The 21,900-nt window shown below is 52.8% G+C and carries 22 protein-coding genes; 4 read left to right on the forward strand and 18 right to left on the reverse strand.

Annotated elements, in window-relative coordinates; translation table 11 throughout:
* Positions 1–270: 270 nt before the first annotated feature.
* Positions 271–1,605, reverse strand: a complete 1,335-nt coding sequence (locus tag YERSI8AC_RS23870; RefSeq protein ID WP_201304264.1) for a hypothetical protein — start codon at positions 1,603–1,605, stop codon at positions 271–273.
* Between the two features lie 420 nt (positions 1,606–2,025).
* Between YERSI8AC_RS23870 and feaR the strand changes: the two genes are divergently transcribed.
* The 4 genes from feaR to YERSI8AC_RS23890 all read left to right on the forward strand — a co-directional run bounded on the left by feaR (position 2,026) and on the right by YERSI8AC_RS23890 (position 6,608).
* The gene (feaR, locus tag YERSI8AC_RS23875) at positions 2,026–2,952 is read left to right on the forward strand and encodes a transcriptional regulator FeaR (protein WP_159177754.1); all 927 of its coding nucleotides are present in this window, start codon (positions 2,026–2,028) and stop codon (positions 2,950–2,952) included.
* Between the two features lie 640 nt (positions 2,953–3,592).
* The gene (locus YERSI8AC_RS23880) at positions 3,593–4,729 is read left to right on the forward strand and encodes a tyramine oxidase subunit B (RefSeq protein WP_141440325.1); all 1,137 of its coding nucleotides are present in this window, start codon (positions 3,593–3,595) and stop codon (positions 4,727–4,729) included.
* A gap of 72 nt (positions 4,730–4,801) precedes the next feature.
* On the forward strand, positions 4,802–5,227 hold the full coding sequence (locus YERSI8AC_RS23885; protein ID WP_141440324.1) for a RidA family protein: 426 nt from the start codon (positions 4,802–4,804) through the stop codon (positions 5,225–5,227).
* A gap of 85 nt (positions 5,228–5,312) precedes the next feature.
* Positions 5,313–6,608, forward strand: a complete 1,296-nt coding sequence (locus YERSI8AC_RS23890) for an NAD(P)/FAD-dependent oxidoreductase (RefSeq protein WP_159177755.1) — start codon at positions 5,313–5,315, stop codon at positions 6,606–6,608.
* 280 nt (positions 6,609–6,888) lie between these two features.
* Here the strand turns inward: YERSI8AC_RS23890 and YERSI8AC_RS23895 are convergent, their stop codons facing one another.
* The 17 genes from YERSI8AC_RS23895 to YERSI8AC_RS23975 form a co-directional block, all read right to left on the reverse strand.
* On the reverse strand, positions 6,889–7,767 hold the full coding sequence (locus tag YERSI8AC_RS23895) for an intradiol ring-cleavage dioxygenase (protein WP_141440322.1): 879 nt from the start codon (positions 7,765–7,767) through the stop codon (positions 6,889–6,891).
* Between the two features lie 44 nt (positions 7,768–7,811).
* Positions 7,812–8,870, reverse strand: a complete 1,059-nt coding sequence (locus YERSI8AC_RS23900; protein ID WP_159177756.1) for a maleylacetate reductase — start codon at positions 8,868–8,870, stop codon at positions 7,812–7,814.
* Between the two features lie 92 nt (positions 8,871–8,962).
* Positions 8,963–9,529 carry a nuclear transport factor 2 family protein gene (locus YERSI8AC_RS23905; protein WP_141440320.1) on the reverse strand — a complete coding sequence of 189 codons (567 nt, stop codon included), beginning with the start codon at positions 9,527–9,529 and terminating at the stop codon, positions 8,963–8,965.
* A 104-nt stretch (positions 9,530–9,633) separates the two neighbouring features.
* Positions 9,634–10,563, reverse strand: a complete 930-nt coding sequence (locus YERSI8AC_RS23910; protein ID WP_159177757.1) for a flavin reductase — start codon at positions 10,561–10,563, stop codon at positions 9,634–9,636.
* A gap of 32 nt (positions 10,564–10,595) precedes the next feature.
* The gene (locus YERSI8AC_RS23915; protein WP_088700097.1) at positions 10,596–10,787 is read right to left on the reverse strand and encodes a 2-hydroxymuconate tautomerase; all 192 of its coding nucleotides are present in this window, start codon (positions 10,785–10,787) and stop codon (positions 10,596–10,598) included.
* 43 nt (positions 10,788–10,830) lie between these two features.
* Positions 10,831–11,859 (reverse strand): TRAP transporter substrate-binding protein, encoded by a 1,029-nt coding sequence (locus tag YERSI8AC_RS23920; protein WP_159177758.1) that lies wholly within the window; start codon positions 11,857–11,859, stop codon positions 10,831–10,833.
* 102 nt (positions 11,860–11,961) lie between these two features.
* Complete coding sequence (locus YERSI8AC_RS23925; RefSeq protein WP_159177759.1) at positions 11,962–13,287, reverse strand: TRAP transporter large permease; 1,326 nt, start codon at positions 13,285–13,287, stop codon at positions 11,962–11,964.
* The gene (locus YERSI8AC_RS23930) at positions 13,280–13,828 is read right to left on the reverse strand and encodes a TRAP transporter small permease subunit (protein ID WP_141440316.1); all 549 of its coding nucleotides are present in this window, start codon (positions 13,826–13,828) and stop codon (positions 13,280–13,282) included. The genes YERSI8AC_RS23925 and YERSI8AC_RS23930 overlap by 8 nt, the downstream gene beginning before the upstream one ends.
* A 24-nt stretch (positions 13,829–13,852) precedes the next feature.
* Entirely contained in the window at positions 13,853–14,809 is a 957-nt protein-coding gene (locus YERSI8AC_RS23935) for a PDR/VanB family oxidoreductase (RefSeq protein ID WP_159177760.1), read from the reverse strand.
* A gap of 16 nt (positions 14,810–14,825) precedes the next feature.
* Complete coding sequence (locus YERSI8AC_RS23940) at positions 14,826–15,584, reverse strand: SDR family NAD(P)-dependent oxidoreductase (protein WP_041157361.1); 759 nt, start codon at positions 15,582–15,584, stop codon at positions 14,826–14,828.
* Positions 15,584–16,069: an aromatic-ring-hydroxylating dioxygenase subunit beta gene (locus tag YERSI8AC_RS23945; RefSeq protein WP_159177761.1), complete on the reverse strand. Its 486-nt coding sequence runs from the start codon at positions 16,067–16,069 to the stop codon at positions 15,584–15,586. The genes YERSI8AC_RS23940 and YERSI8AC_RS23945 overlap by 1 nt, the downstream gene beginning before the upstream one ends.
* A gap of 5 nt (positions 16,070–16,074) precedes the next feature.
* Positions 16,075–17,349 (reverse strand): aromatic ring-hydroxylating oxygenase subunit alpha, encoded by a 1,275-nt coding sequence (locus YERSI8AC_RS23950; RefSeq protein ID WP_159177762.1) that lies wholly within the window; start codon positions 17,347–17,349, stop codon positions 16,075–16,077.
* A 36-nt stretch (positions 17,350–17,385) separates the two neighbouring features.
* Positions 17,386–17,730, reverse strand: a complete 345-nt coding sequence (locus tag YERSI8AC_RS23955) for an IacB protein (RefSeq protein WP_141440311.1) — start codon at positions 17,728–17,730, stop codon at positions 17,386–17,388.
* A gap of 36 nt (positions 17,731–17,766) precedes the next feature.
* Positions 17,767–18,912 carry an acyl-CoA dehydrogenase family protein gene (locus YERSI8AC_RS23960; RefSeq protein WP_141440310.1) on the reverse strand — a complete coding sequence of 382 codons (1,146 nt, stop codon included), beginning with the start codon at positions 18,910–18,912 and terminating at the stop codon, positions 17,767–17,769.
* On the reverse strand, positions 18,896–20,053 hold the full coding sequence (locus YERSI8AC_RS23965; RefSeq protein WP_159177763.1) for an amidase: 1,158 nt from the start codon (positions 20,051–20,053) through the stop codon (positions 18,896–18,898). The genes YERSI8AC_RS23960 and YERSI8AC_RS23965 overlap by 17 nt, the downstream gene beginning before the upstream one ends.
* An 84-nt stretch (positions 20,054–20,137) precedes the next feature.
* A complete protein-coding gene (locus YERSI8AC_RS23970; RefSeq protein WP_159177764.1) occupies positions 20,138–21,427 on the reverse strand; it encodes a TRAP transporter large permease in 1,290 nt (429 codons plus the stop codon).
* Complete coding sequence (locus YERSI8AC_RS23975; protein WP_141440307.1) at positions 21,424–21,900, reverse strand: TRAP transporter small permease; 477 nt, start codon at positions 21,898–21,900, stop codon at positions 21,424–21,426. The genes YERSI8AC_RS23970 and YERSI8AC_RS23975 overlap by 4 nt, the downstream gene beginning before the upstream one ends.

Below are 21,900 nucleotides of genomic sequence, written 5' to 3' on the forward strand. Positions count from 1 at the left end.
GCCGCTTGTGTCGCATTGCCATAATGTTGTTCTCCCTTGCCAATGCTTTCCCTAATGACTCACGCTGATCAGCCACCCCTCCCGTCAGCGTTCCCATGTCTGTTCTGCTAGGAGTATGGTCCCGGTAACTGTGCTAGCTCTCTAACCATCCCGGCCTCCTTCTTAGTACTCTTAAATAGCCAATGCCTAGTTGTGAGATATCTGTTGGTGTTTTACTCTTCTGTCAGCGGTAAGTAGGCGATTTTCCTCACCCATGCCCGGCTTCCTGCCTCAAAAATTAAATCCAACCAAAAGCTGCGTGTACAGATTGGCACTATCGCTACCGAGCTGAGTACCACCACCAGTGGCTGAGGCATCCGGGGTATAATGTCCGATCAGCGGCATTACCCACCAGTGTTCACTAGGCGCCCAAAAAGCATATAAGTCGAGCTCCTGCCCACCGGTATTAGGCCCGGCGTCATCTGACAAAGAGGTAAAGTCATACCACATCGCGCCGAAGCTCAGCGTTTCGGAAGGCGACAACGATGCGTTCAGCTGATGAACCCGCGTATTAACATTAAACGGGCCGCCATAGTTAGCGGCTACTTCTCCTTGGAACCAAGTGCCTAACGCACGTCCATTGCCGTAAAAAAGAGTGTCATATTGATCCGAGAAACGGCTGAAACGGTAGCTAACACTGGGTGTCCATGCCGTGTCTAAAAAAGTCCAGCCGGCTTCTAGGTACCACGCGTTTTCGTCCCCCGTGCTGCCATTTTTTTGCAGCGCGTATTGGCCAGAGAGAAACAAGTTTTCGACACCGACATTGCCTTGCCCCCGCACGCTATAGACCTTAACGTTTTCCCGGTCAGGGTAGAGGAAAGCATAGTCGTCGTCCGTATTCAGTACATCAAGATAGGAGATGCCAAGCGTACCGTTATCGGTTACACGCTCAAGGTTAGCAACGGCCAGTTCTGACTTGGCCTGTGCAGGGTTGCCTGATGCTAGCCACATTACATCCCCACGCCAGCCTTGCTCTCCCCCCAGCTTCAGCACAGCTGTGTTTTCAAACGACTGGCGTCCTGCTAAATAGTAAGCGCCTCCACGGTCAAGATCGCCCCCTAACACTCCTTCACCAAAGTTGAGTGCATCGCCTGAGATCAAAAACCCATCGCCGAGCTGGATACGCTGACGCCCCAGAGAAAAATCGATGCCGTCTACCCCCAAGGCAGGCAAGGCATTGCCCGATTTCCAGCCGGCGTATAAATTTTCCAGACGGGTTTTACGCTCATCGCCGGTCGTATAGCCTGCCGCGTCGCCTTGGCCGATAGTCGCGCTGGATACCCAGGCTACGTTGGCATAAAACGAGCTTTCCCCTAGCGCATGCGTAGCATCCAGTCCATATTTGGCAAACCCTTCCTGCCAGTCCCTTCCACCGGGCGCACTGGTTTCGCTCTGGGCGTATCCTTCCTGGCTATGAAAGCCCCCCAGCACTACCTCAATGTTGGCACCAATCTGGGTGTCAGTATTACTAAATATTTCAGCAGCCTGCGCACTGCTAAGTGACGCTGCAATTACGCCACTAGTAACAGCAGCAACAGGTAAAAAAGCGGAGTAGCATAATTTCATATTGAAGAGCCCCTTGTTATTTTGTCTTACCCCTTTAATTTCTGGGCAGTCCATCAAGGGTATTCAGTCGTGGTACGCACATCTTGTCTTTGTTTGACGAAAACATGGATTTCCCTGCCGTTTTGACAGCTGATACTGCGTCATTGCCTATCTATCAGCGCATCGGAAATACCTTCTTGCCGAGCTATTTCAGCAGCGCCTCTTTGCGCTCTGGGGAATATAACGGGCATTACAGTACTCAAATCGGCCCCGGGAGATAGTTAGGGTACAGCCAGACGACACCGTGGGTGAGCTATGAGGAACTACTTCGCTTCTTCGGTATTTTTCTGATACAAATAATACATGAATATTCATGCAATCATCCGCCTCAACCGCAGGCATGGATTTTAGTACAAGAACATCCTAAAAAGGAGATCTGCTGTGAATGTGCAAACTGCTTATGATTTCGATAGCTGGAATGATGCTATGCAAGCCGTCTGCGGACGTTTTGTAACCCAGCGCGCAAACTGTCCCGAACATTTTGTTGGCAATATTCAACGTTATGACTTGGGTGGTCTCACACTAGCGGACATACGTGTGAACGCTCGCTCAATCCGTCGAGAACGTGGAGTTGCGACACGGGGAGATGATCGCTTCTATTTCCTTGTCTTACAGCGCCAAGGCAACATGGCGATACTTAACAATAACCACTCCTTTACTCTACAGCCTAATGACATGGCATTACTTGATTCAGCTCAGGCGTTTGAGATGAAGCCCCAGGGGTTAATCAATCAATTGTCGATCCATCTCTGCCGTGACGCTGTTGATCGACTTTTACCTGCCGGTACCTGCCGCTTTGGCAAGCTCGAGCAGGCCAGTCTTAGCAGACGACTGCTCTATGGAATGTTTCAGCAGATTAGCAAGGATCACATAACCCTGAGCGAAGGCAAGCAACATGGTGAAGCGCTACAGGATGCCTTGATCAGTCTCTTGCAACCCTGCTTGCATGTTGAAGACGCTATCAAAATGGGGAGCCCGTTACGGCGTCTTGCCGAGCAAATGATCAATGAAGCATTGATGGAACCACCTACGCCGGATGAATTGGCTGCCCGCCTGAACGTATCGGTGCGTCATCTCTATCGTCAATTCGAAATGAACGGTGAAAGCATATGCCGTTATATTAATCGTCAGCGCTTGCAGTGCTGCGCCCGCGAACTGACCCAAATTGGTAACGGCCGCCTACCGATCACAACCATAGCCTACAATTGGGGCTTTGCTGACTCAGCGCACTTTTCCCGTGTGTTCAAACGACACTACGGTATGCCGCCAAGGGATTATCGTGCGCAACACCAAAAAATCGCCGATTAAAGGGTTTTGATAACGTCTCACTCTTTAATCCGTAAGGTAGATTCGGGTCTGCTGGCCTTCGTATATTGCTTTTGAATGTGCTGGCCTTGCAAAACCAACAAAGCAGGGGCTCCCGTTGCCGGGATGAGTAGATGGACGATCATACAGCCAGCGGAACCAGTTCCTATCGCTATGTAGTCAAACGCTTACTGCACTCCTTATCTCATAAAATTAGCATCTGTTAATACATTATTTTCTATTATTAAGGAGAACGTTAAGCAATCACCGAAACTTAATTGTCGTTTTTTGTCGAGACCACTTGGATCAGCATGACAGTTAGTTTTTTCCTATCTTTTACAAAAGTTTAAAAACAACCTCTTTGGTATTGTTACGTTATCAAAAATACTAACAGACGCCCAAATTCTAAGACAAATTAATATTAGAAAAAGTTAAAATAAAAATTTATGATTCCTTCCTCATTAGCAGTAACAAGTTGCCGATTTGTGCTAACGCTTCCGACTTATGAGACGTAGCTTTATTCAACAGCGTGTAGGAAACCACGCTCAAAAACACTTATGGGTGACGTATTCCACAGCACTATATATAGAGGTAGTTGCTGTTTTAGCCCCTGAGGAAAACAATGACGATACCGAGGTCTACAATGAAAAATAACACACAAATCGACTTTATTTACCTTTCCGAGCAAGACATGATACGCGCCGGTGTGACTGATATGCCCGCTTGCGTGGATGCGATGGAAGAGGTGTTCAGCCTGCTCCACCAGGGTGATTACCGTATGGCAGGCCCCAATAACGACTCGCACGGCGCGATGATCATGTTTCCTGAGGAGTCACCATTTCCCACGATGCCCAAGCCAACGGCAGACCGCCGCATGATGGCAATGCCTGCTTATTTAGGTGGTAGCTTTCGCACCTCCGGGGTCAAATGGTATGGGTCTAACATCGCCAATAGAGATAAGGGGCTACCACGCTCTATTCTTACCTTCACGTTAAGTGATGCTGATACCGGCGCACCTCTGGCTTTTATGTCGGCCAACCTGCTATCCGCTTACAGAACCGGCGCCGTACCTGGCGTAGGTGCCCGACATTTGGCACGCAAGGATTCCAAAGTCATTGGCTTACTAGGCCCAGGTGTGATGGGAAAAACATCTGTCTCTGCCTTTATGGCGGTTTGCCCCTCTATCGATACGATCAAGGTGAAAGGACGCGGGCAAAAAAGTCTCGACAATTTCATCCAATGGGTTAAAGACAGCTATCCGCAAATCACTAATATTCTGGTAGTCGATAGTATTGAAGCCGTGGTACGCGATTCCGATATCGTCACCTACTGCAACTCTGGTGAAGTGGGTGACCCTTCAACCTACCCCCTCGTCAAACGAGAGTGGGTCAAACCCGGCGCTTTTCTCTCCATGCCAGCGTTATGCAACCTGGATGAAGGAATGGAGAAAGAGGCACGTAAAGTCCTCGACAATACTGGGCTTTATCAGGCCTGGTACGAAGAAGTGCCTAAGCCAGCCCACCACTATATTCCAGTGATTGGGGTTCGCTTTATGGACATGATTGCCGAGGGGAAGACTACTCTCGACCAGCTGGAAGACCTAGGCGAAATCGTGGCGGGCGAAGCGCCAGGGCGAAAAAATGATGACGAGATCATCCTGCTATCCGTTGGGGGCATGCCAGTGGAAGATGTGGCATGGGCAACGTATGTCTACCGTAATGCTATCGAAAAAGGTATCGGCGTCTCACTAAACCTTTGGGAAACCCCCGTGTTGAGCTGATATCAGCCACAGGCATCTTTTAGTACGTCGAACGATTGATCACTAAATAGTTCAGGATAATAGGACAAAACGATGGCTCACATAGTCAAAGTCAAGACAGGCTCAACGTTTGAAGAGCATGCCAGCTATTCACGATTAGTAGCGGTTGATAACTGGATTTTTGTTTCCAATACGGCTGGCCGCCACCCAGAAACAAAAGAGATCCCAGAAGATGTTGTCGAGCAAACACATCAAGTGTTTGCCAATATTGAAACCGCCCTATCGTCAATCGATGCTTCACTGGCGGACGTCGTTATGTCACGCGTATTTATCCAAGATCCGCAAGATGTACCGACTGTTATGGAAATTATCGGGCAAAAATTTAAAGGCGTTGATCCAGCCTCCACGGTAACGTGCCCCCCTCTGGGCTCAACCGTTTATAAAGTCGAGCTCGAAGTCACTGCTTATAAAGGGGGTTCTCAAACAACAGCAGACATGATCAATACGGCTGCAAAATAAGCAATTACTTACCCTGCTAGTGCGGCCTCCCTGGGAGTCCGCACCTTCTAGTAGGCTAAAGCACACTCCTAAGGACACCGGCTTTATGGCTCCGTCAATAATCCCCGTCGAGACATCACAACATCTGCCTGTTTCGACAACTGTCGTAATCATTGGCGGCGGTATTATCGGGCTCACCGCCGCCCTGACCTTGGCAGAGCGCAACATTCCCGTCGTCGTACTTGAAAAAGGCCGAATTGCTTGCGAGCAGTCATCGCGCAATCTCGGCTGGATTCGCAAGACGAGCCGCCACGCAGAAGATATTCCTCTAGCCCAGGCCGCTGACCGCCTGTGGGCAGAGATGCCTGAACGTGTCGGTAGTGACGTCGGGTATCGACAGTCAGGCATTATGTTTGTGGCCCGTACCGACGCCCAGATGTCAGTCTATGAAAACTGGTCAAACTCTGTTCAGCATCTTTCATTGGACTCCCGACTGCTTAGCCCTCATGAGATAAGCGATATGGTACCTGGTAACCGTAGCGACTGGACTGGTGGGATCTTCACCCCTTCAGATGGGCGAGCAGAACCGACGCTCGCCTCCAGCGCGATTGCTAAAGCCGCTATCGCCAAAGGAGCCGTTATTGTTGAAAATTGCGCAGTGCGCACATTATCGACATCACAAGGCAAGGTCGACGGTGTGGTTACCGAAAAAGGCGAAATTCGCTGCGATCAGGTACTTTTAGCGGGGGGCATGTGGTCACGGCGTTTCTTGGGCAATCACGGCGTATCTCTGCCTACGCTTCCTCTCATTAGCTCTGTTCTGCGCACAAAGCCCATGGAAGGCCCCACTGATATTGCAGTCGGTGCGCCCGATTTTTCATTTCGTAAGCATCGGGACGGTGGCTTTATTATCACTCAGCGAGGTGCTTTGGATGCACCGCTAACGCTGGATCATTTACGGGTCGGTATGCACTACATGAAGTCGCTACGTGCCCAGCGTAACCTTCTACGAATAGGACTCAACAAGCATTTTTTCAAAGATTTAGCGCTGCCACGCCGCTGGTCCGCCACCCAACGCTCACCCTTTGAACGCGTGCGGACGATAGACCCAGCCGCAAACCAAACTCTCAACAACGAGGCGTTAAACAACCTGAAAGCAGCATGGCCAGCGTTCGAGCAAGCCGAAATCGAACAAACGTGGGCAGGCATGATCGATATTACACCGGATTCCAACCCGGTGATCGGTTCGGTGGACAAGCTTCCAGGGCTAACGGTGGCGACTGGGTTTTCCGGTCATGGGTTTGGTACCTCGCCAGCCGCCGGTGAATTAGCAGCCGACCTTCTCTCTGGCAACCCACCGGTCATAGACCCAATGCCCTATCGGTTTGATCGATTTTCATAATTTTGATTACATTTAACCAGAGGCCGCGCGCTGACAAATCTCGGATGGCAGCTCCCTAAAAAAGCAGGCGTATTCACGGGTAAAATAGCTGTGGTGGAAAAAACTGACTTGCCATTCGCTTTACAGGGCTTCGCAATAAAGACCTGTGTATTGCATTAAGCCGTAAGGCACGAAGATCATGCACTGGTGGCTGCGCTGGGCGGTCTCAAGCTCCAAGCGCAAAACTATTGTAAGTTCTGAGTGCCAGGTACTGCTTTCTTTAGTATGTCAGCGAACACCTCTAGGTGTTGCTGCGTTCAGTGTCTCTTTTGGTCGCTTTCTCAACTATAAAAAAGTCAAAACTAGCCTTCCACATTACGCCTTCTTCACTGCAGGGTAAGTAGTCGATTATTAAAGAGTCCTTCACTCCAAAAACAGCATCCGATATAAGATAAGGATCTCCGGAGACGAATGTATGTGTAACGATGCGTTCGTAGCGGCTATGGTTAAGCATGAAATGCATGTGGGCAGGACGCCAGGGGTGACGTCCGAGCAATGTCAGCATCTGTCCCACTGGGCCATCGTCCGGAATGGGATAAGGCACAGGTTTGATACCAGTGAACCAATAGCGACCATCGGAACCGGTAATGAATACTCCGCGATTATTCCAGGTCGGCTGCTCTCCCGGTTGCTGGACATCGTAAAAGCCCTCGCTGTTGTCTGACCACACGTCGATTCGCACACCTTCGACAGGGTTACCGTCCAGATCAAGCACGCGGCCCTCGTAGAGACAGGTTTCTCCCTTACCGTCCAGGGAGATATTGGCACCCATTTCAAGTACTGGGGCACCATCCACATGGAAGGGGCCGAAAACCGTGTTCTCAGTAGCACCAGGGGGGCGGCGGTGCTGGATCGCATCTACCAACATCGAGACGCCTAGCGTATCAGAGAGCAAGATGAACTCCTGGCGTTTGTCATCGCATATCTGACCGGTATGGGTAAGAAATTCAATAGCTGCTTCCCACTCCTCCTGGGTGAGTTCGACATCTTTGACGAAGCTATGTAGGTGTTTGATCAGTGAGGCCATGACCGCTTGCAAGCGCGGAGCGGTCTCTTTACTCATGCGACCGTTAACTGCCTCGATGGAGTTTTCTTCAGTGAAATAACCTATTCTGGTCATACTGTTTTCCTTGCTGGGGCCTCGCTTTGACAAGCCCTGATTGATCATTCGGGGCGGGCACCGCTCCAGGCATACTGTAACAACTCACGTACCGCTTCTTGCTCGACAGGCTGAGGGTTCCAGTAGGGACTCTTCATCGCCAGGCCAGCAGCCAGATCCAGTTCGGCCTCGGTCAACCCTAGTTCCTTGAGCGCCAGGGGGGCACCTAGGGATCTGGCAAAGTCGTAAAGCCCTCCACCCAACTCACCACCAAATAGCTCGGCAACGGGTGTGAGTACATCCTTTGCAGCCCGAGCGTTGTAGGCCACAGTATGAGCTAGCATGATGGCATGGGTTTCGGCGTGGGGCAGATTGAAGCTCCCGCCCAAGGTATGACACAGCTTGTGATGCAGAGCCATACCAACCGTGCCCAGCACGGTACCGCATAACCAGGAACCGTAGAGAGCTTTACTGCGAGCTTCCACGTTTTCTGGCCGCTCAACGATTACGGGCAGAGCTTCCTTAAGGCTGAGAATACCCTCCATAGCCATCAACGTGGTGATAGGGTTGCGATCTTTGGCATACAGGCCCTCCACAGCGTGGGCCATGGCGTTTAGGCCGCTGGTCACGCTCATCGATACCGGCAGCCCTAGGGTCAACTCGGCGTCGTAGATCACTACTTCAGGCAGAATTGATGCATCCTTAACGGTAGTCTTCACACCGTTCTCTGTCTGCCCCAGTATCGGAGTAACCTCCGATCCAGCGTAAGTCGTGGCTACGACAACTTGAGGCGCATTATTACGATAAGCAATCGCCTTTCCTAGACCAATAGTGGAGCCCCCCCCTAGAGCGACCACACAGTCAGCTTTCACTGCGGCAAAGGCTGCCATTGCTTGCTCAGTCACCTCTACAGGAGTATGCATAGCCGCTTCGCTAAAGACGCCAGCTCCAAGTTCTCCCAACTGATGACTAAGGCGCTCGGCATCCTCCCGCTGAAAGGGAGTCGACAGTACCAGCGCTCGGGTACACTCCAGCCGGCGCACCTCATCAGCAATTCGCTCCAAACTGCCAGGACCGAAAACAATACGTGCAGGATTGGTAGAATATAAAAAAGAATATGGCATGCTCTTACCTAGACTGTTTAGAGAATGCAGTGGGCTCAAGGTATAGTAATAATGAGCCCACAAAGCTTTTAATAACCTTAAAAGTTATATAGTCAGGGTTTGAGCAACATTGATTGAGAAGGAAAGTCAGACGCCCAACCTTCCTTAAGAGGTGCAACAAACACATTCTCTGTACGCGTTCTAGTAATTCTCCATTTACCATCAGACTCTTTGCGAAAACCATTATTCAATCTTGATGAGCGAAGCAGTGCCTTACCATCAGAGAATATCCAGGGTTGGCAGTGTACCCATTGGCCTTCCGCTGTATCACCAGTCACATGAATTTGCTCTGATGTCAGATAGTGAACGTTTAGCAAGAGCTTGGGGTCTTGGTCTTTTTTCCAAAATCCTTCGAAATGCTTACGGATAGCAGCAGCCCCTTCTGCGCGACCAAATTGATTATCGTAATATTCTCCAACGCCTTCCCATACAGCGTCCTCTGTATACAAATCCATAATCAAATCAATTCGCTCATCATCACTTTGCACGCCATACTCGGGAATCGGCGTGTCACATAAAAACATATAACGTGCTTGAATACGGCGAATTTCAGCTTCTGCTTCGAGTACTTCGATACGTGATACCAAGGCTTTCAGTTCGTTATCAGATACCTGTGTCATTTTAAACTCCAAGTTTTTGCGGCGCGAAAAACACGCCATCTGTCTTATAATTAGTCTTAAGAAAGTAGTGCTTTCTCAAGCCTACTTGCCAATGAATTCAATGTTTAAGCAGTAGTACCAAGGCGTTCGATTACTCGCCCTAGCCCTGATTTGATTGTGCTTATCTCGGTTGGCTCTAAACTTTCGAAGAGACGCTGCTCGTAGTCATCTGCCATAGCCAATAAGCGCAGCGCTAACGTCTCTCCCGCTTCGCTGAGCAGGACACTTCCATCGTTTGCTAGAACCACTAGTGCACGCTCTTGTAGCCCATTCAATGTATCGTTGAGATCCGCAATAGGCTGGGCCACAGACCGGGCCAAATCTTCGACCCCTAGAACACCACGATCCGCCAGTAAGGTCAGTACTCGCCATTCATTGTCATTGACTCCGAGGCTGGCGAGCCGAGGATAGAAATCGCCGCGATAGGCGGCGAGGGCTTCGCGCATCAGGTAGAGCAAATGCTTACCCAAACGACCATTCAAGGAACTCTGTTCATTCACAGGTAGCAACATGGGATGCGGTTCAGGCACCGCATAACGGCCATTGTGGAACACGAGCGCGCTGCCCACGTCCCGATAAGCATAACGCACCACTTCACCAACAATAATAAGGTGATCCCCACCCTCATAGACGTTCCAGGTACGGCACTCAAAATGGGCCGCCGCATCCGTTATCTTGGCGGCTCCACCAACCCCCTCCTCAAAGGTGATATTGGCAAACTTATCCTCGCCACGGCTTGCAAAACGATTTGAGATATCGACTTGGGCATTGCTCAGCACATTGACAACGAAATGCTCAGCAACTTGATATGTAGCGAGGCTGTGAGCCCCTTTATCTATGCTCCACAGGATCAACGGCGGATCCATCGACACCGCATTGAAGCTACTCGCGGTGACGCCAAAATTTTCACCGCTGGCGTTGCGGGTAGTTACCACCGTGACGCCAGTAGCAAACTTGCCTAGGGCGCGGCGGAAATCTCTTGCGTCAAAGTTCATTTTTCATTCTCCAGCGTGCTTGTTGTTATAAATCAGCGCCCTAGCTTCTCGCCGGTGACGCCACCAATTCCATACTCGCTCTTGGGTACCTCACTAATAATTACCCGAACATTCTCTTTGGGCGCACTCAGCGAAGAAACCACAGCATCCGTGACTTCGCTGATCAGTGATTCCTTCTGCTGCTGTGTCCGGCCTGACATCATGTAAACGTGAACGGTAGGCATCGCAATCCTCATTATCCGTATTTGAGCGGTTGGCTCGGGGTGGTTAAAAAGCGGTTAGCTCGCGGTACTCGTCATAGCGCTCGCTAAAGTTTTGATACGACTCAATGACGTCGGCAAAGTCGTTATCACGCTGAGCCGCTTCTTCCAGCACCTCCTCTGTGGCCAACTGCAAGGCAGCCAACACCTCTTCAGGGAAGCGTTCAGCGGTTACTCCAGCGCTGCGAAACTCTTCCAGGGCGGCGGATTGAGCCTGCATATCGTGGGCAAACATACGAATGCTCAAATCACTGCAGGCATTGCGCACGGCCAAGCGCTGGCTTTCTGCCAAGCCAGCCCACACGTCAGCGTTAACCAGCAGTTCATTGAGGCTGCCGGGCTGGTGCCAACCAGGGAAGTAGTAGTGCTTGGCAACTTCAAAGAAGCCCGCACTGGTATCAATGGTGGGAAAGCTGAGCTCAGCGGCACCAATGCGCCCCGTATCAAGCCCGAGAAACGTCTCGCCAGCAGGAATGGAAACTGGCGACACTCCCAAGCGACTAATCACCTCTCCACCCAGACCACTAATGCGCATGCTCATGCCATTGAGGTCTTCAACACTAGTGATTTCCTCGGTGAACCATCCGCCCGCTTCAGAGATCATGCTGCCGCAGGGAATCGGTACGACATTATGGGGTGCGTACAGCGCCTCCCACAGTTCGAGACCGCCGCCGCCATATAGCCAGGACAGGTACTTAGGTACATCAGGGCCGAAGGGAATGCTTTGAAACAGCGCGGCAGCCGGAATCTGACCTGCCCAGTAGCTGGCGGCCGACCAACCTGCGTCCAGGCTGCCGTTACCGACGTTTTCCAGAATTTCGAAGGGGGGCGAAAAGGATCCGGCATCATAAGGAGTGAAGGTCAGCTCCCCGTTGGTCGCCGTGGAGACATCCTCGACAAAGCGATGTATTGAGGTATCAATGACCTCAAGACTGAAGGGAAAAGCGGATTGCAGGGTCAAATTCTGGGCCATCGCGGTGGAGGCGAGTAGCGACGCTCCAGTACCGATAATGGTGCTCTTCAAAGACAACGTCATGGTGTTAACTCCTGTTCTATTTGTTTAGTAAGTTCTATTTCCTAAGTTCCATTTCCTAAGTTCTGTGTCGTAAGTTCTGTGCGGTGATGGTTGATACAACGGCTACAGCATGAGCAGCCCCGGAAACAGCAGGATCAGTAGCAAGACGAACAGCTGGATGGCGATGAAGGGCAGTACGCCTCGATAAATATCCAGAGTGGCAACGCGATCACCCACGGCCCCTTTCAAATAGAAGAGCGATACGCCGAACGGGGGAGTGAGAAAGGAAGTTTGCAAATTGATAGCAAACAGAATGGCAAACCACACCAGCAGCGCTCCACCGGTAAGCCCATTCGACAGTTCCAGCTGGGTGATGATAGGCACAAAGATAGGCATCAGAATCAAGGATATTTCCAGCCAGTCCAGAAAGAACCCCAGCACGAAAACCAGCAACAGGATGAGGATTAACACGCTCCAGCTGCCTCCCCCCATCAGCCCCAAGCTACTGCGAATTAAGCCATCACCGCCGACCCCTTTAAAAATTAGCGAGAAGCAAGTCGCCGTAATGACCAACATCATGATCATGGCAGTCGATACCACGGTCTCTCTCGCCGCTGTCATTACCGATTCCACATCGATTTTCTGCATGACACCGGCAAACCCCAACACCGCCAGCACGCCAACACCGCTGGCCTCCGTAGGCGTCGCCACTCCATAGACGATGGTGCCAAGTACGATGGGGATCAGTACGAGGAAAGGGAACAACGCCAGCAGGTTGCGCCCAACGCCGCCACCTTGCTGCTCATCTGGGCGTTTGATATCCGCTAAAGGCGAATGCCGCTGCCTCCATGCAAGGGCAAGCGAATAGAGGGTGTAGAGCAGTAGCAACAAAGCACTCGGGATCAAGGCAGCCTTAAACAGATGGCCGACGGGTACCGACACCAGGCTGGATAGAATGATCAGCATAACGGAAGGCGGCATCAGAATGGCGAGCGTGCCCGAGGCTGAAATGAGCCCCGCCGACGCCGATGCTGAGTAGCCAGCATCGAGCATTCGGGGCAACGCCAGTACCGCCAGCAGGACAACGGAAGCGCCAACAACGCCAGTAGTTGCTGCCATCAACCCGCCGATGAACAGCACCGTCAGCGCGAGATGGCCAGGAAGCCTGCGCAGCAAGCGTTCACTGACGCGGAAAGCATCACGGGCCAAGCCGGTTCGCTCCAACAGCAACCCCATCATGATGAACATCGGGATGGCAACGTAGAGCCAGTTGCTCAGCGCGTTCGCATACACGCGCGTCAACATGAGATTGGAGAAGGCCAAGGGGAGATCTGAAAACAGCAGAAAAATGGCCGACACCCCACCCAACACCAGTGCCACCGGATAGCCCGACAAAATACCCGCGAATAGCAGCAACACCATGGAGAGAGGCAGCCAGAGTTCAAGCATGATCCGAGCTCCCTGATATAAATAACCAAGTTCGTTTCACTAACAGATATACCAGCACCGCCAAAAACAGGGTGATTCCGATAGGCAGGGTGGCCTTGATAACGTATATGTCCGTCAGCCCCCCATCTGTCGAGCGCTCACTGGTCAAGTAGGCGCGCTCGACAAATCGATAAGCGGGCAGAAGTAGCAACGCAAAGAAAGGAATACCGAACAGTGCATGCCCGACAATATCGATCGCATGCCGATAGCGTGCCGATAAACGGGAGTGGAACACATCAACCCTAACGTGCCGATCCAGCAGTAAGACCGGGGCGATGGCCATCATGATGGCCACTGCAAAAAGCAGTACCTGTAACCCCATCAAAGAGTTGAACGTAATTGCTCCCCCCACCAGCCAATGGGGCGTTTCAAACGCAATGAGTTGCGACACTCCAAACAAATGCATCAACACCCCCGCACCGATGACAAAGGCGATCAGTAACAGGCAGAGGCCACACAGGTTTAGAATCGGCTCACATAGTCTTGTTTTGACGGCATGCATGCGGTTTCCCTTTACGCTGGCGGATCAAAGGTCAATGACTAGGCGTGCGCTTTTAGCCCTGGAGCAGCACACGGCAATCTGGTCGTTATCTTCCTTTTCTTCTTCGCTGAGAAAGTGGTCACGGTGATCGGGAGTGCCCTCCAGCACCTCGCAGATACAGGTGCCACAAACCCCCTCTTCACAGGAAACATTGACCTTGACGCCCGCCGCCTTGAGCGCCTGGGCGATGGACATGCCCTCTTCCACCTGAACGGTGATGCCGCTGGCAACCGCCTCCACTTCAAATGCGGCGCCGCTGGTATCCACTTCTGCAGAGAAGTACTCTGAATGCACACGATTCTGCGGCCACTCCGCCTGACGGGCGGCATTAATCACCCAGTCCATAAAACCGGTGGGACCACATACATAGAGGTGGGTATGGGCGGGTTGTGACGCCAGCAACGTCTCTATTTCCAGCCGCTGGGAGGCCTCCCCATCATCGAAGTGCATTACTAACGCATCGCCAAAGGCAGACTCAAGCTCATCAATAAAAGCTGCCTTTTCACGCCCACGGCAGCAGTAATGCAACTCGAAGGAGCGTCCGGCATCGCGCAGCTCGTACGCCATGGCAATCATTGGCGTAATACCGATGCCACCGCCCACCAACAGGCTATGCGGTGCCGATCCATCCAGTGGGAATAGATTGCGTGGCACGCCAACCTTCACCTGGACACCTTCGTGTAGGCGGTCGTGTACTGCCTTGGATCCTCCCCTAGAGGCGGGGTCGAGCAGCACCCCGAGCCGATAACGGTGGCGCTCCCCTGGGGGATTACTCAGCGAGTATTGGCGCACTAGCCCTTCATCAAGGTGAATATCAATGTGGGCGCCTGCTTCAAAGGCAGGCAGATCAGCGCCACTCTCAGCAGCCAGATCGATCACTGCGATCTCATTGGTATGAATATCGCGGCGCACAACGTGCAGGGTCATGATGTCATCTTGCATTGTCATCTCCAGATGCTCAGCGCATGTAAATGCCGCCATTGACGTCCCAGCAGGCACCGTTTACAAAAGCCGCCTGAGGGCTGGCAAGAAAGCTCACCATTTGCGCGACCAGCTCAGGGGAACCCAGCTGGCCTACGGGGATATTGGCAAGCGCTTTATCCAGATTGTCACCGAGTACCTCACGCACCATCGGGGTATCCAGCGGCCCCGGCGCAATGGCGTTGCAGGTCACCCCATCCGCCGCCAGATCGCGGGCGAAAATCTTGGTCAAGGTCAGAATGGCGCCCTTGGAGGCTGCATAATGAGCGCCAGTGGCGGTACCGCCGTTCTGCCCTGCCAGCGACGCCAGGTTGACGATGCGCCCATAGCCACGCTCTCTGAAGTGGCGACCAAAGATCTGGCAACCGGCAAAGACACTGCCAGCGTTGGTGGTCATCACTTCGTTAAAGTGGGCTGGGTCAATATCAAACACTCCCTGTACAGCGGTTCGGGCTGCGTTATTGACCAGCACTTCGCAACTGCCCCAGCGCGCGACAATCTTGTCCAGCACGCACTGGAAATCCTCTGGCTTGGCGACATCGAGGGTTGCGGTCACCGCGGTTTCCCCGGCCAGGTCGAGCTCGGATGCCAGCGCTTCGGCGGGGCCGGTGTCGATATCGGTGATAACGACACGAAACCCCGCCTTATGCAGTGCGCGTACGATGTGAACCCCGAGTCCACGTGCGCCGCCGGTCACCACCGCGGTCTGAATTTTGTCGGGTAGTGGTACGCTCATCAGAACAAATAGCTGAACGAATTCAGCACTCCATCAGAGTTGAGTAGACGAACCACCTTCTCCTGAAGACGGAAGCCGGTATCGGAGGACGTGAGGGTGTAGCGCACATTGGCGGCCCAAATGCGCTGACGCCCAAACTTGTCTTCAATCAGGTGCTCCGCGCATGAAACGACAATCGTATTGCCATCGACGGCATCGATCACAAAACGAGACAAGGTGCGTACGGTGACGGCAGGGGGTGCCGAAGAGATCGAGAAACCATCCTGGAAGCGTTTAATACGATCCCGGCGCATCTTGTCATCGTCGTAACAGAGGTTGAGCACTGCCGCGTAATCGTCGGCGTCCTCGATAGGAATGATGTACAAGCCCTCTGGCTGCCACAGATCAAGCCAAGCGTCGTACTCTTTTGCGTCCAGAATCGCCGCTTCGTGCCAGATAAACTGCGCGACCTGCCAGAGCAGGCTTTCATTGTCGATTGCGTTCATTTCGTTCACTCCTGCATCATCCGTTTCCACATCGCATAGGCGGCACGCATGCCCGTTTCATCCGATACATGACCACGTGGCCCTGCCTCGCCCGGCACTTCCTTCTCGATGCCACGATTGACCAGAATCGGTAGTTCAGCACCGCCATCGACCCCCCGCTGGATTCGCTCCCAGACCTCGGCATCGTCGGGAGAACCAAAGCCCATGGGGCCCTGAAAGTGTTCATGCAAGCGCAGACGTACGCGATTGGCGATGTCGGGACCTCCCTCCATACCAATGGCAATGTGGCGAATATCAGTTTTATCGACAGCAACGGGCGTCAACACCCGGAAGAAGGCCATTGAGCACGCCACGTTGGGGAATAGATTAAGGTTGAACCCAGAGCCACCTACCGCGCGCACAATGCGACGGACTTGGTCTTCCGGGTAGCCTTCGTCGCGCAGCGCCTGCGCCAGCTCTGCAAAACGCTCTGGAATCTTGCGATCGAGGTCCTCCTCTAGATCGACGAGTTCGGGAATCATGACCATGACGGAGTGACCGTTACCCAGGTCTTCAACGAAGCCTTCGCCATCAAGGAAGGTGAACGTCTTTTCGGCTTCCTCATCGAGGGATTGCAGGAAGGACTTATGCACGATCGGAAAGTGATAGGCGTCGGTGGTGTTCTCGAGCTGAACCTTCCAGTTCATTGGCACCGAAAACTGATGTTCGCCAAGGGTTTTTACAGGGTATCCACCGCCCTGTTTCATAAACAGATCGATCCACTTCTTGGCAGCACCAAGGAAGTCTTCCAATGGCTCAATGCCCTCGTTAAAAGTGGCGAAGACCATGCCCTGATAGCTTTCAACGCGTAGCTTGAGCATCCCATGCTGTGACTTATCGAAATCATCGCCATACTGTTCGGGATTCGGCAAAGCACGCAGGCTGCCATCGAGTCCATAGCCCCAACCGTGATAAGGGCATTGGAAAGATGAGGTCTTGCCCTTGTGAACCTCGCACACCGTCGCTGCCCGGTGGCGGCAGCGATTAACCATTACATGGATATTGTCCTTACGGTCACGTACCACGATGACCGGTTCACGACCTACTTTGGACAGCTTAAAAGACCCCTTATCGGGGATCTCGCTGGTATGCGCTACCCATACCCAGGTGTTACGGAAAATCTTCTCTTGCTCTTGCTCAAACAGCGCCGCGCTGGTGTACATCGGGGTCGCAATCTTATCGTTATTGACCAGTTGATCTGGTTCGAGCGCGATGTTTTTGACGTCGATTAATTGGTTCATTTTGTTCTCCTCATGCCTAGCCAGCTAATGCTGTCTTTATTCAGGTACCACCAACTCACGGCCGATACGCGCTTCGACACGGGCGTATTTCCAGAGCTTATAGGTGCCATCCCCCACCGGGATGGTGCGGAAGAAGTTGCAGGCGGCTACAACAGTCTCGTAATCAGGGACATCGGCCATGATGTAGGCGGTCCAGGGGGCGGTGGTGGAAGGGCCGACCATGATGCGGTCGTCATCCATGATCCCCAGGATAGTGACGTCAGGAAGTTCATCGATGCCTTGCATCATCTGGCTGAAGGCTTGCCAGACTTGCTTGCCTTCCTCGGCCGTAGCGTTCATGAAATTTTGGTTGATACCGATGCAGAAAAGTACGCGATGCATAGTGTTGATCTCCGTTGGTTAAACTACGTAGGGCGGTTATAGGTAGCCCGGTAAAGGATCGTGGCCGAAGAATATGGCGCCGGCATTCTTCCAGGTGATCTCGCCCATAAAGGCGTGTTGGGTACACAGCTGCGAGTCGCGCAGGATTCGCGACAGGGGGTGGCCGTTGTCGGCCCCAGTCATGCCGCTGATCTGATATACGCTGCGAATCGACTCGGCGCACTCCTGGGTCAAATGGGTGGTAGAGAGTCGCAGCAGGTTGACCTGCTCACGGCTTGGCTCGCCCCCGGCCTGAATGCTTGCCCAGGCGGCGTCGGTACTCTCATAGAAGAAGGCGCGGGCGGCGCGAACTTTGGCCTCGGCCTTGCCGAGGGCAATCTGGGCATACTCACGCTCACCCAGATTGGGGGCACCGGTGACTGATTTACGCCCACCGGCCATAGCGCGGACGATATCCAGTGCCTCCCGGGCCAAGCCCAGGGTAGTCACTGCCAGCACCTGAGCGGCGAAGGAGAGTGATGGGTAGCGGAAGAAGGCGGTATCGACGTTGGGCTTGCCGCCGCGCACGAAGGTCCAGGCCTCTGGAACATAAGCGTCCTCGACCACGAGATCGTGGCTGCCGGTGGCTACCATGCCCAACATGTCCCAGGTCGGGTCGATCTTCACCTGGTCGCGGGGCAGCACTGCCATGCGTGGCAGAGCACCTTCTTCAGCGGGGAGAATGCCCACGCCACATAGCGATGCCCCCATACAACCGCTGGCAAATTTCCATCGTCCTTTGATACGAAAACCGTTATCGACCCGCTCAGCGGGTTGGGGCGGAAAAATCCCTCCAGCGAAGACGATGTCAGGGGAATCCCCCCACACTTCCTTTAGGGTCTCCTCGGGTAACGCGGCCAAGTAGGCGGGGTTCATGCCAAAACTCGCTACCCAGCCAGAGGAGCCATCCGCCGCCGAGATCGCTTCGACCATTTTCAGGAACTCGGCGGGCGACTTCTCATCACCGCCGTAGGTGGCAGGTACCATGGCACGATAGACGCCAATGGCTTTGAATTCGTCAATGATATCCATGGGGATATGGCGCAACTCCTCGAGCTCTTTGCGCCGGGATCGGATTGACTCAAGCAGCGCATCAAAACGCTCCTCGCCTCCCCACTGTGATTTATCAATGTGTTGTTGCATGATTCACTCCTTTTTTTTGTTCCTCTCCCGCTGACGAAACCCGGCCCATGAGTTGCAAAGCAGCCCTGCATACACCCGCGTCATCGCCACGACGTCCAATCAGTTGCATGGAGACAGGCAATGTTTGCTGAGACTCAAGAGGGATCGATAAGGCGGGATGCCCAGATAGGTTGAAGGGCCGCGCAAGGGACGATATTTTCAAATCCTGGTGGCCCGAAAAAGCATCCTGAACGGTCATGGGAAAATGCGGCAACGTCGGCAGCACCAGGACATCATGCCGCTCTAGCACTGCATCTACTTCGGCAGTAAAGGCACGACGTATGCGCTCCGCCTCTTTTAGCTCGGCATCGGTCGTCGCGGCAGCGGCCTTCAAACGTTGATCGACATCCGCGCCCACCTTGCCTGTGGCAAGCAATGCCTCGCAGGCACGGAAAGTTTCGCGATTGATAATCACCATGGCAGCCTCGAACGCCTCGGCCATAAGCGGCAAGGCGACATCCCCACGCGCCAGGCCAGACCGACTGAGCTGGCCTTCGATACTTGCCCAAATGGCCGACTCAGCATTTACGCCGATGCACCCCAGTACAGGCTCGGCCCCCTCCATTGACGACTGAAAGTGAGGGTCAATCGCCGCCATGAAAGCTATCAGAGCGTGAAGGTCACAAGCCAAGGGGCCTACGCAATCGAGGCTACTTTCCGCTGGCATAACACCTTGGCGACTCAAGCGCCCGAAGGTGGGCTTAAGACCGTAGACACCACAGCAAGCAGCGGGGACGCGAATAGAGCCACCGGTGTCTGTACCAATGCCAATATCGGCAAGACCAGCGGCCACCGCGGCGGCCGACCCACTGGAAGAACCGCCAGGGATAAGGCTGGGGTAGCGCGGATTCTCTGGCGTGCCAGCCCAAGCATTGATGCCCGTCATACCAAACGCCAGCTCATGCAGATTGGCCTTCCCCACGATGTGGTATCCCGCTTTGAGCGTCCGCTCGACGATCTCTGCATGGGCCACGGCTGGCGGTGTGTCAGCAAGGGCAGCGGATCCTGCACAGGTGGGGAAACCGGCGATATCGATCGTATCTTTGACGACCACTTTGCGCGCCCCCTGCCCCAGGCTTAACCTCGATGTCAATATAGTCACCTCAGCCACCTCGCTAGACTTATCACATGAAATTTCAAGTAAATAGGCATAAAATTTATAACCATTTATATAATCGGGTAAACGCTAAAGGACGAACAATACAAGTTGAGGAATAACCAACAGCAAGGCAATGCACAGCAGATAAGGGAGTATGAAGTAACCCACTCCACGGAATGTCTCTCCCATTCGTAACTCTGCATCCAAGCTCTTTACAATGAAAGCGTTCACCCCCACCGGCGGTGTAATCGCCCCCATACTGGTAACGATACATACCACCACGCCGAACCAGATTGGGTCGTAACCCAAGGCAAGCGCTACGGGAAAGAAAATCGGGATTGAGATAATTAAAAATCCCATCGCATCCATTAGCGCTCCGCCGATCACATAGATCAGCAGAATACAGGCCATTACCATTATGGCTGGCAAGGGCAATGCCGCCGCCCACTCGCCCACCATGTAAGGCAGTCTTGTGATGGTAAGAAAGCGCCCGAAGATGACCGCTCCAGCAACCAACATCAAGATCATGGCCGACGACTTGAGAGCATTAGCGATAGCCTCACTCAAGACGGCCCAAGAGAGCTTTCCTTGTATCAGGGTAATCAGCATTGCGCCAATACAGCCCACCGCAGCAGCTTCTGTTGAGGTGAACCAGCCCGCAAATAGCCCCCCCAGTACTAGTGTAAACAGGGCACCAATTTCGATAATACCTTTCAGCGAACGCCACCTTACGGACCAGCTCGAACGCACACCTGCTGGCCCCATATCGGGGCGACGCCGACAGAGTAGTCCAATCGTCGCGATGAACAGCACGACCAGGATAAGCCCAGGGACAATACTGGCTAGAAACAGGTCGCGAATGGCCAGCTCAGCTTGTAGCGCAATAACAATCAGCACAGAACTTGGTGGAATGATGACCCCCAGCGTGCCCCCCGCCGCGACACTGCCAGCACTGAGCGCGCGGTTATAGCCAAATTTCTTCATTTCGGGGAGAGCAATGGTACCGACAGTAGCTGCTGTGGCGGTGTTCGAACCGCTAACCGCTGCAAAACCTGCGCTGCTAAGGATCGTCGTTGTGGCCATGGAGCCACGGAAATGGCCTATCCAGGCATAGGCAGCTGCAAATATTTTTTCCGTTATCCCTGAGCGAAACAGCAATTCCCCCATAAAAATAAATAAGGGTATGACACTAAGAGAGTAACCCGATAATTGCTCCCAGATTCCTGAACTAATAACGTTATACGCGGCAATAGGACTAGTCATGTAAAGCATGCCAAAAAAACCCACCATGAACATAGCGAAGCTAATCGGCATTTTTAACAAAATAAGAAGAAACAAACAGAGCACGCCTAACAAAGCTACCAGCGTCATACTCATTGTGTTACCACCTTTTTTAGACTACTCAAAAAATCTGCTAAAAGAACCAAGCAAAAAGCAGAAAACCCTAGTGCCACTAGATAAACAATGGGGTAAAACGCAATACGCAGTGTTTGCGATAAAGAACCTCTTTGCATAGCGCTAAAGCCATACTCCCAAAGCTTCCAAGCCACCATGGAGAAGAATAAAAAACTTGCACCTGAGACCAAGACATAGAGAACGCTTTGCAGACGGGTGGGCAAATGTTCGACCAGCAAGTCTAGCTCAATATGGGCTTTGGTAAGCTGGGAGTATGCGAGCGATAGCGCCACTACCACCGCGGTTAGCCAGCCCACCATTTCGGTGGTACCACCAAATGAAGAGCTAACTTGGCGCATTATGATGTTACCGACCACCAAAAATACCATCATTAGTAATGCCGAGCCGGCTACATAGAGTAAGAGACGGCTAATTACCCAATTAAATTTATTCAT

Source organism: Halomonas sp. 113 (assembly GCF_904067645.1).
Lineage (GTDB): Bacteria > Pseudomonadota > Gammaproteobacteria > Pseudomonadales > Halomonadaceae > Vreelandella > Vreelandella titanicae.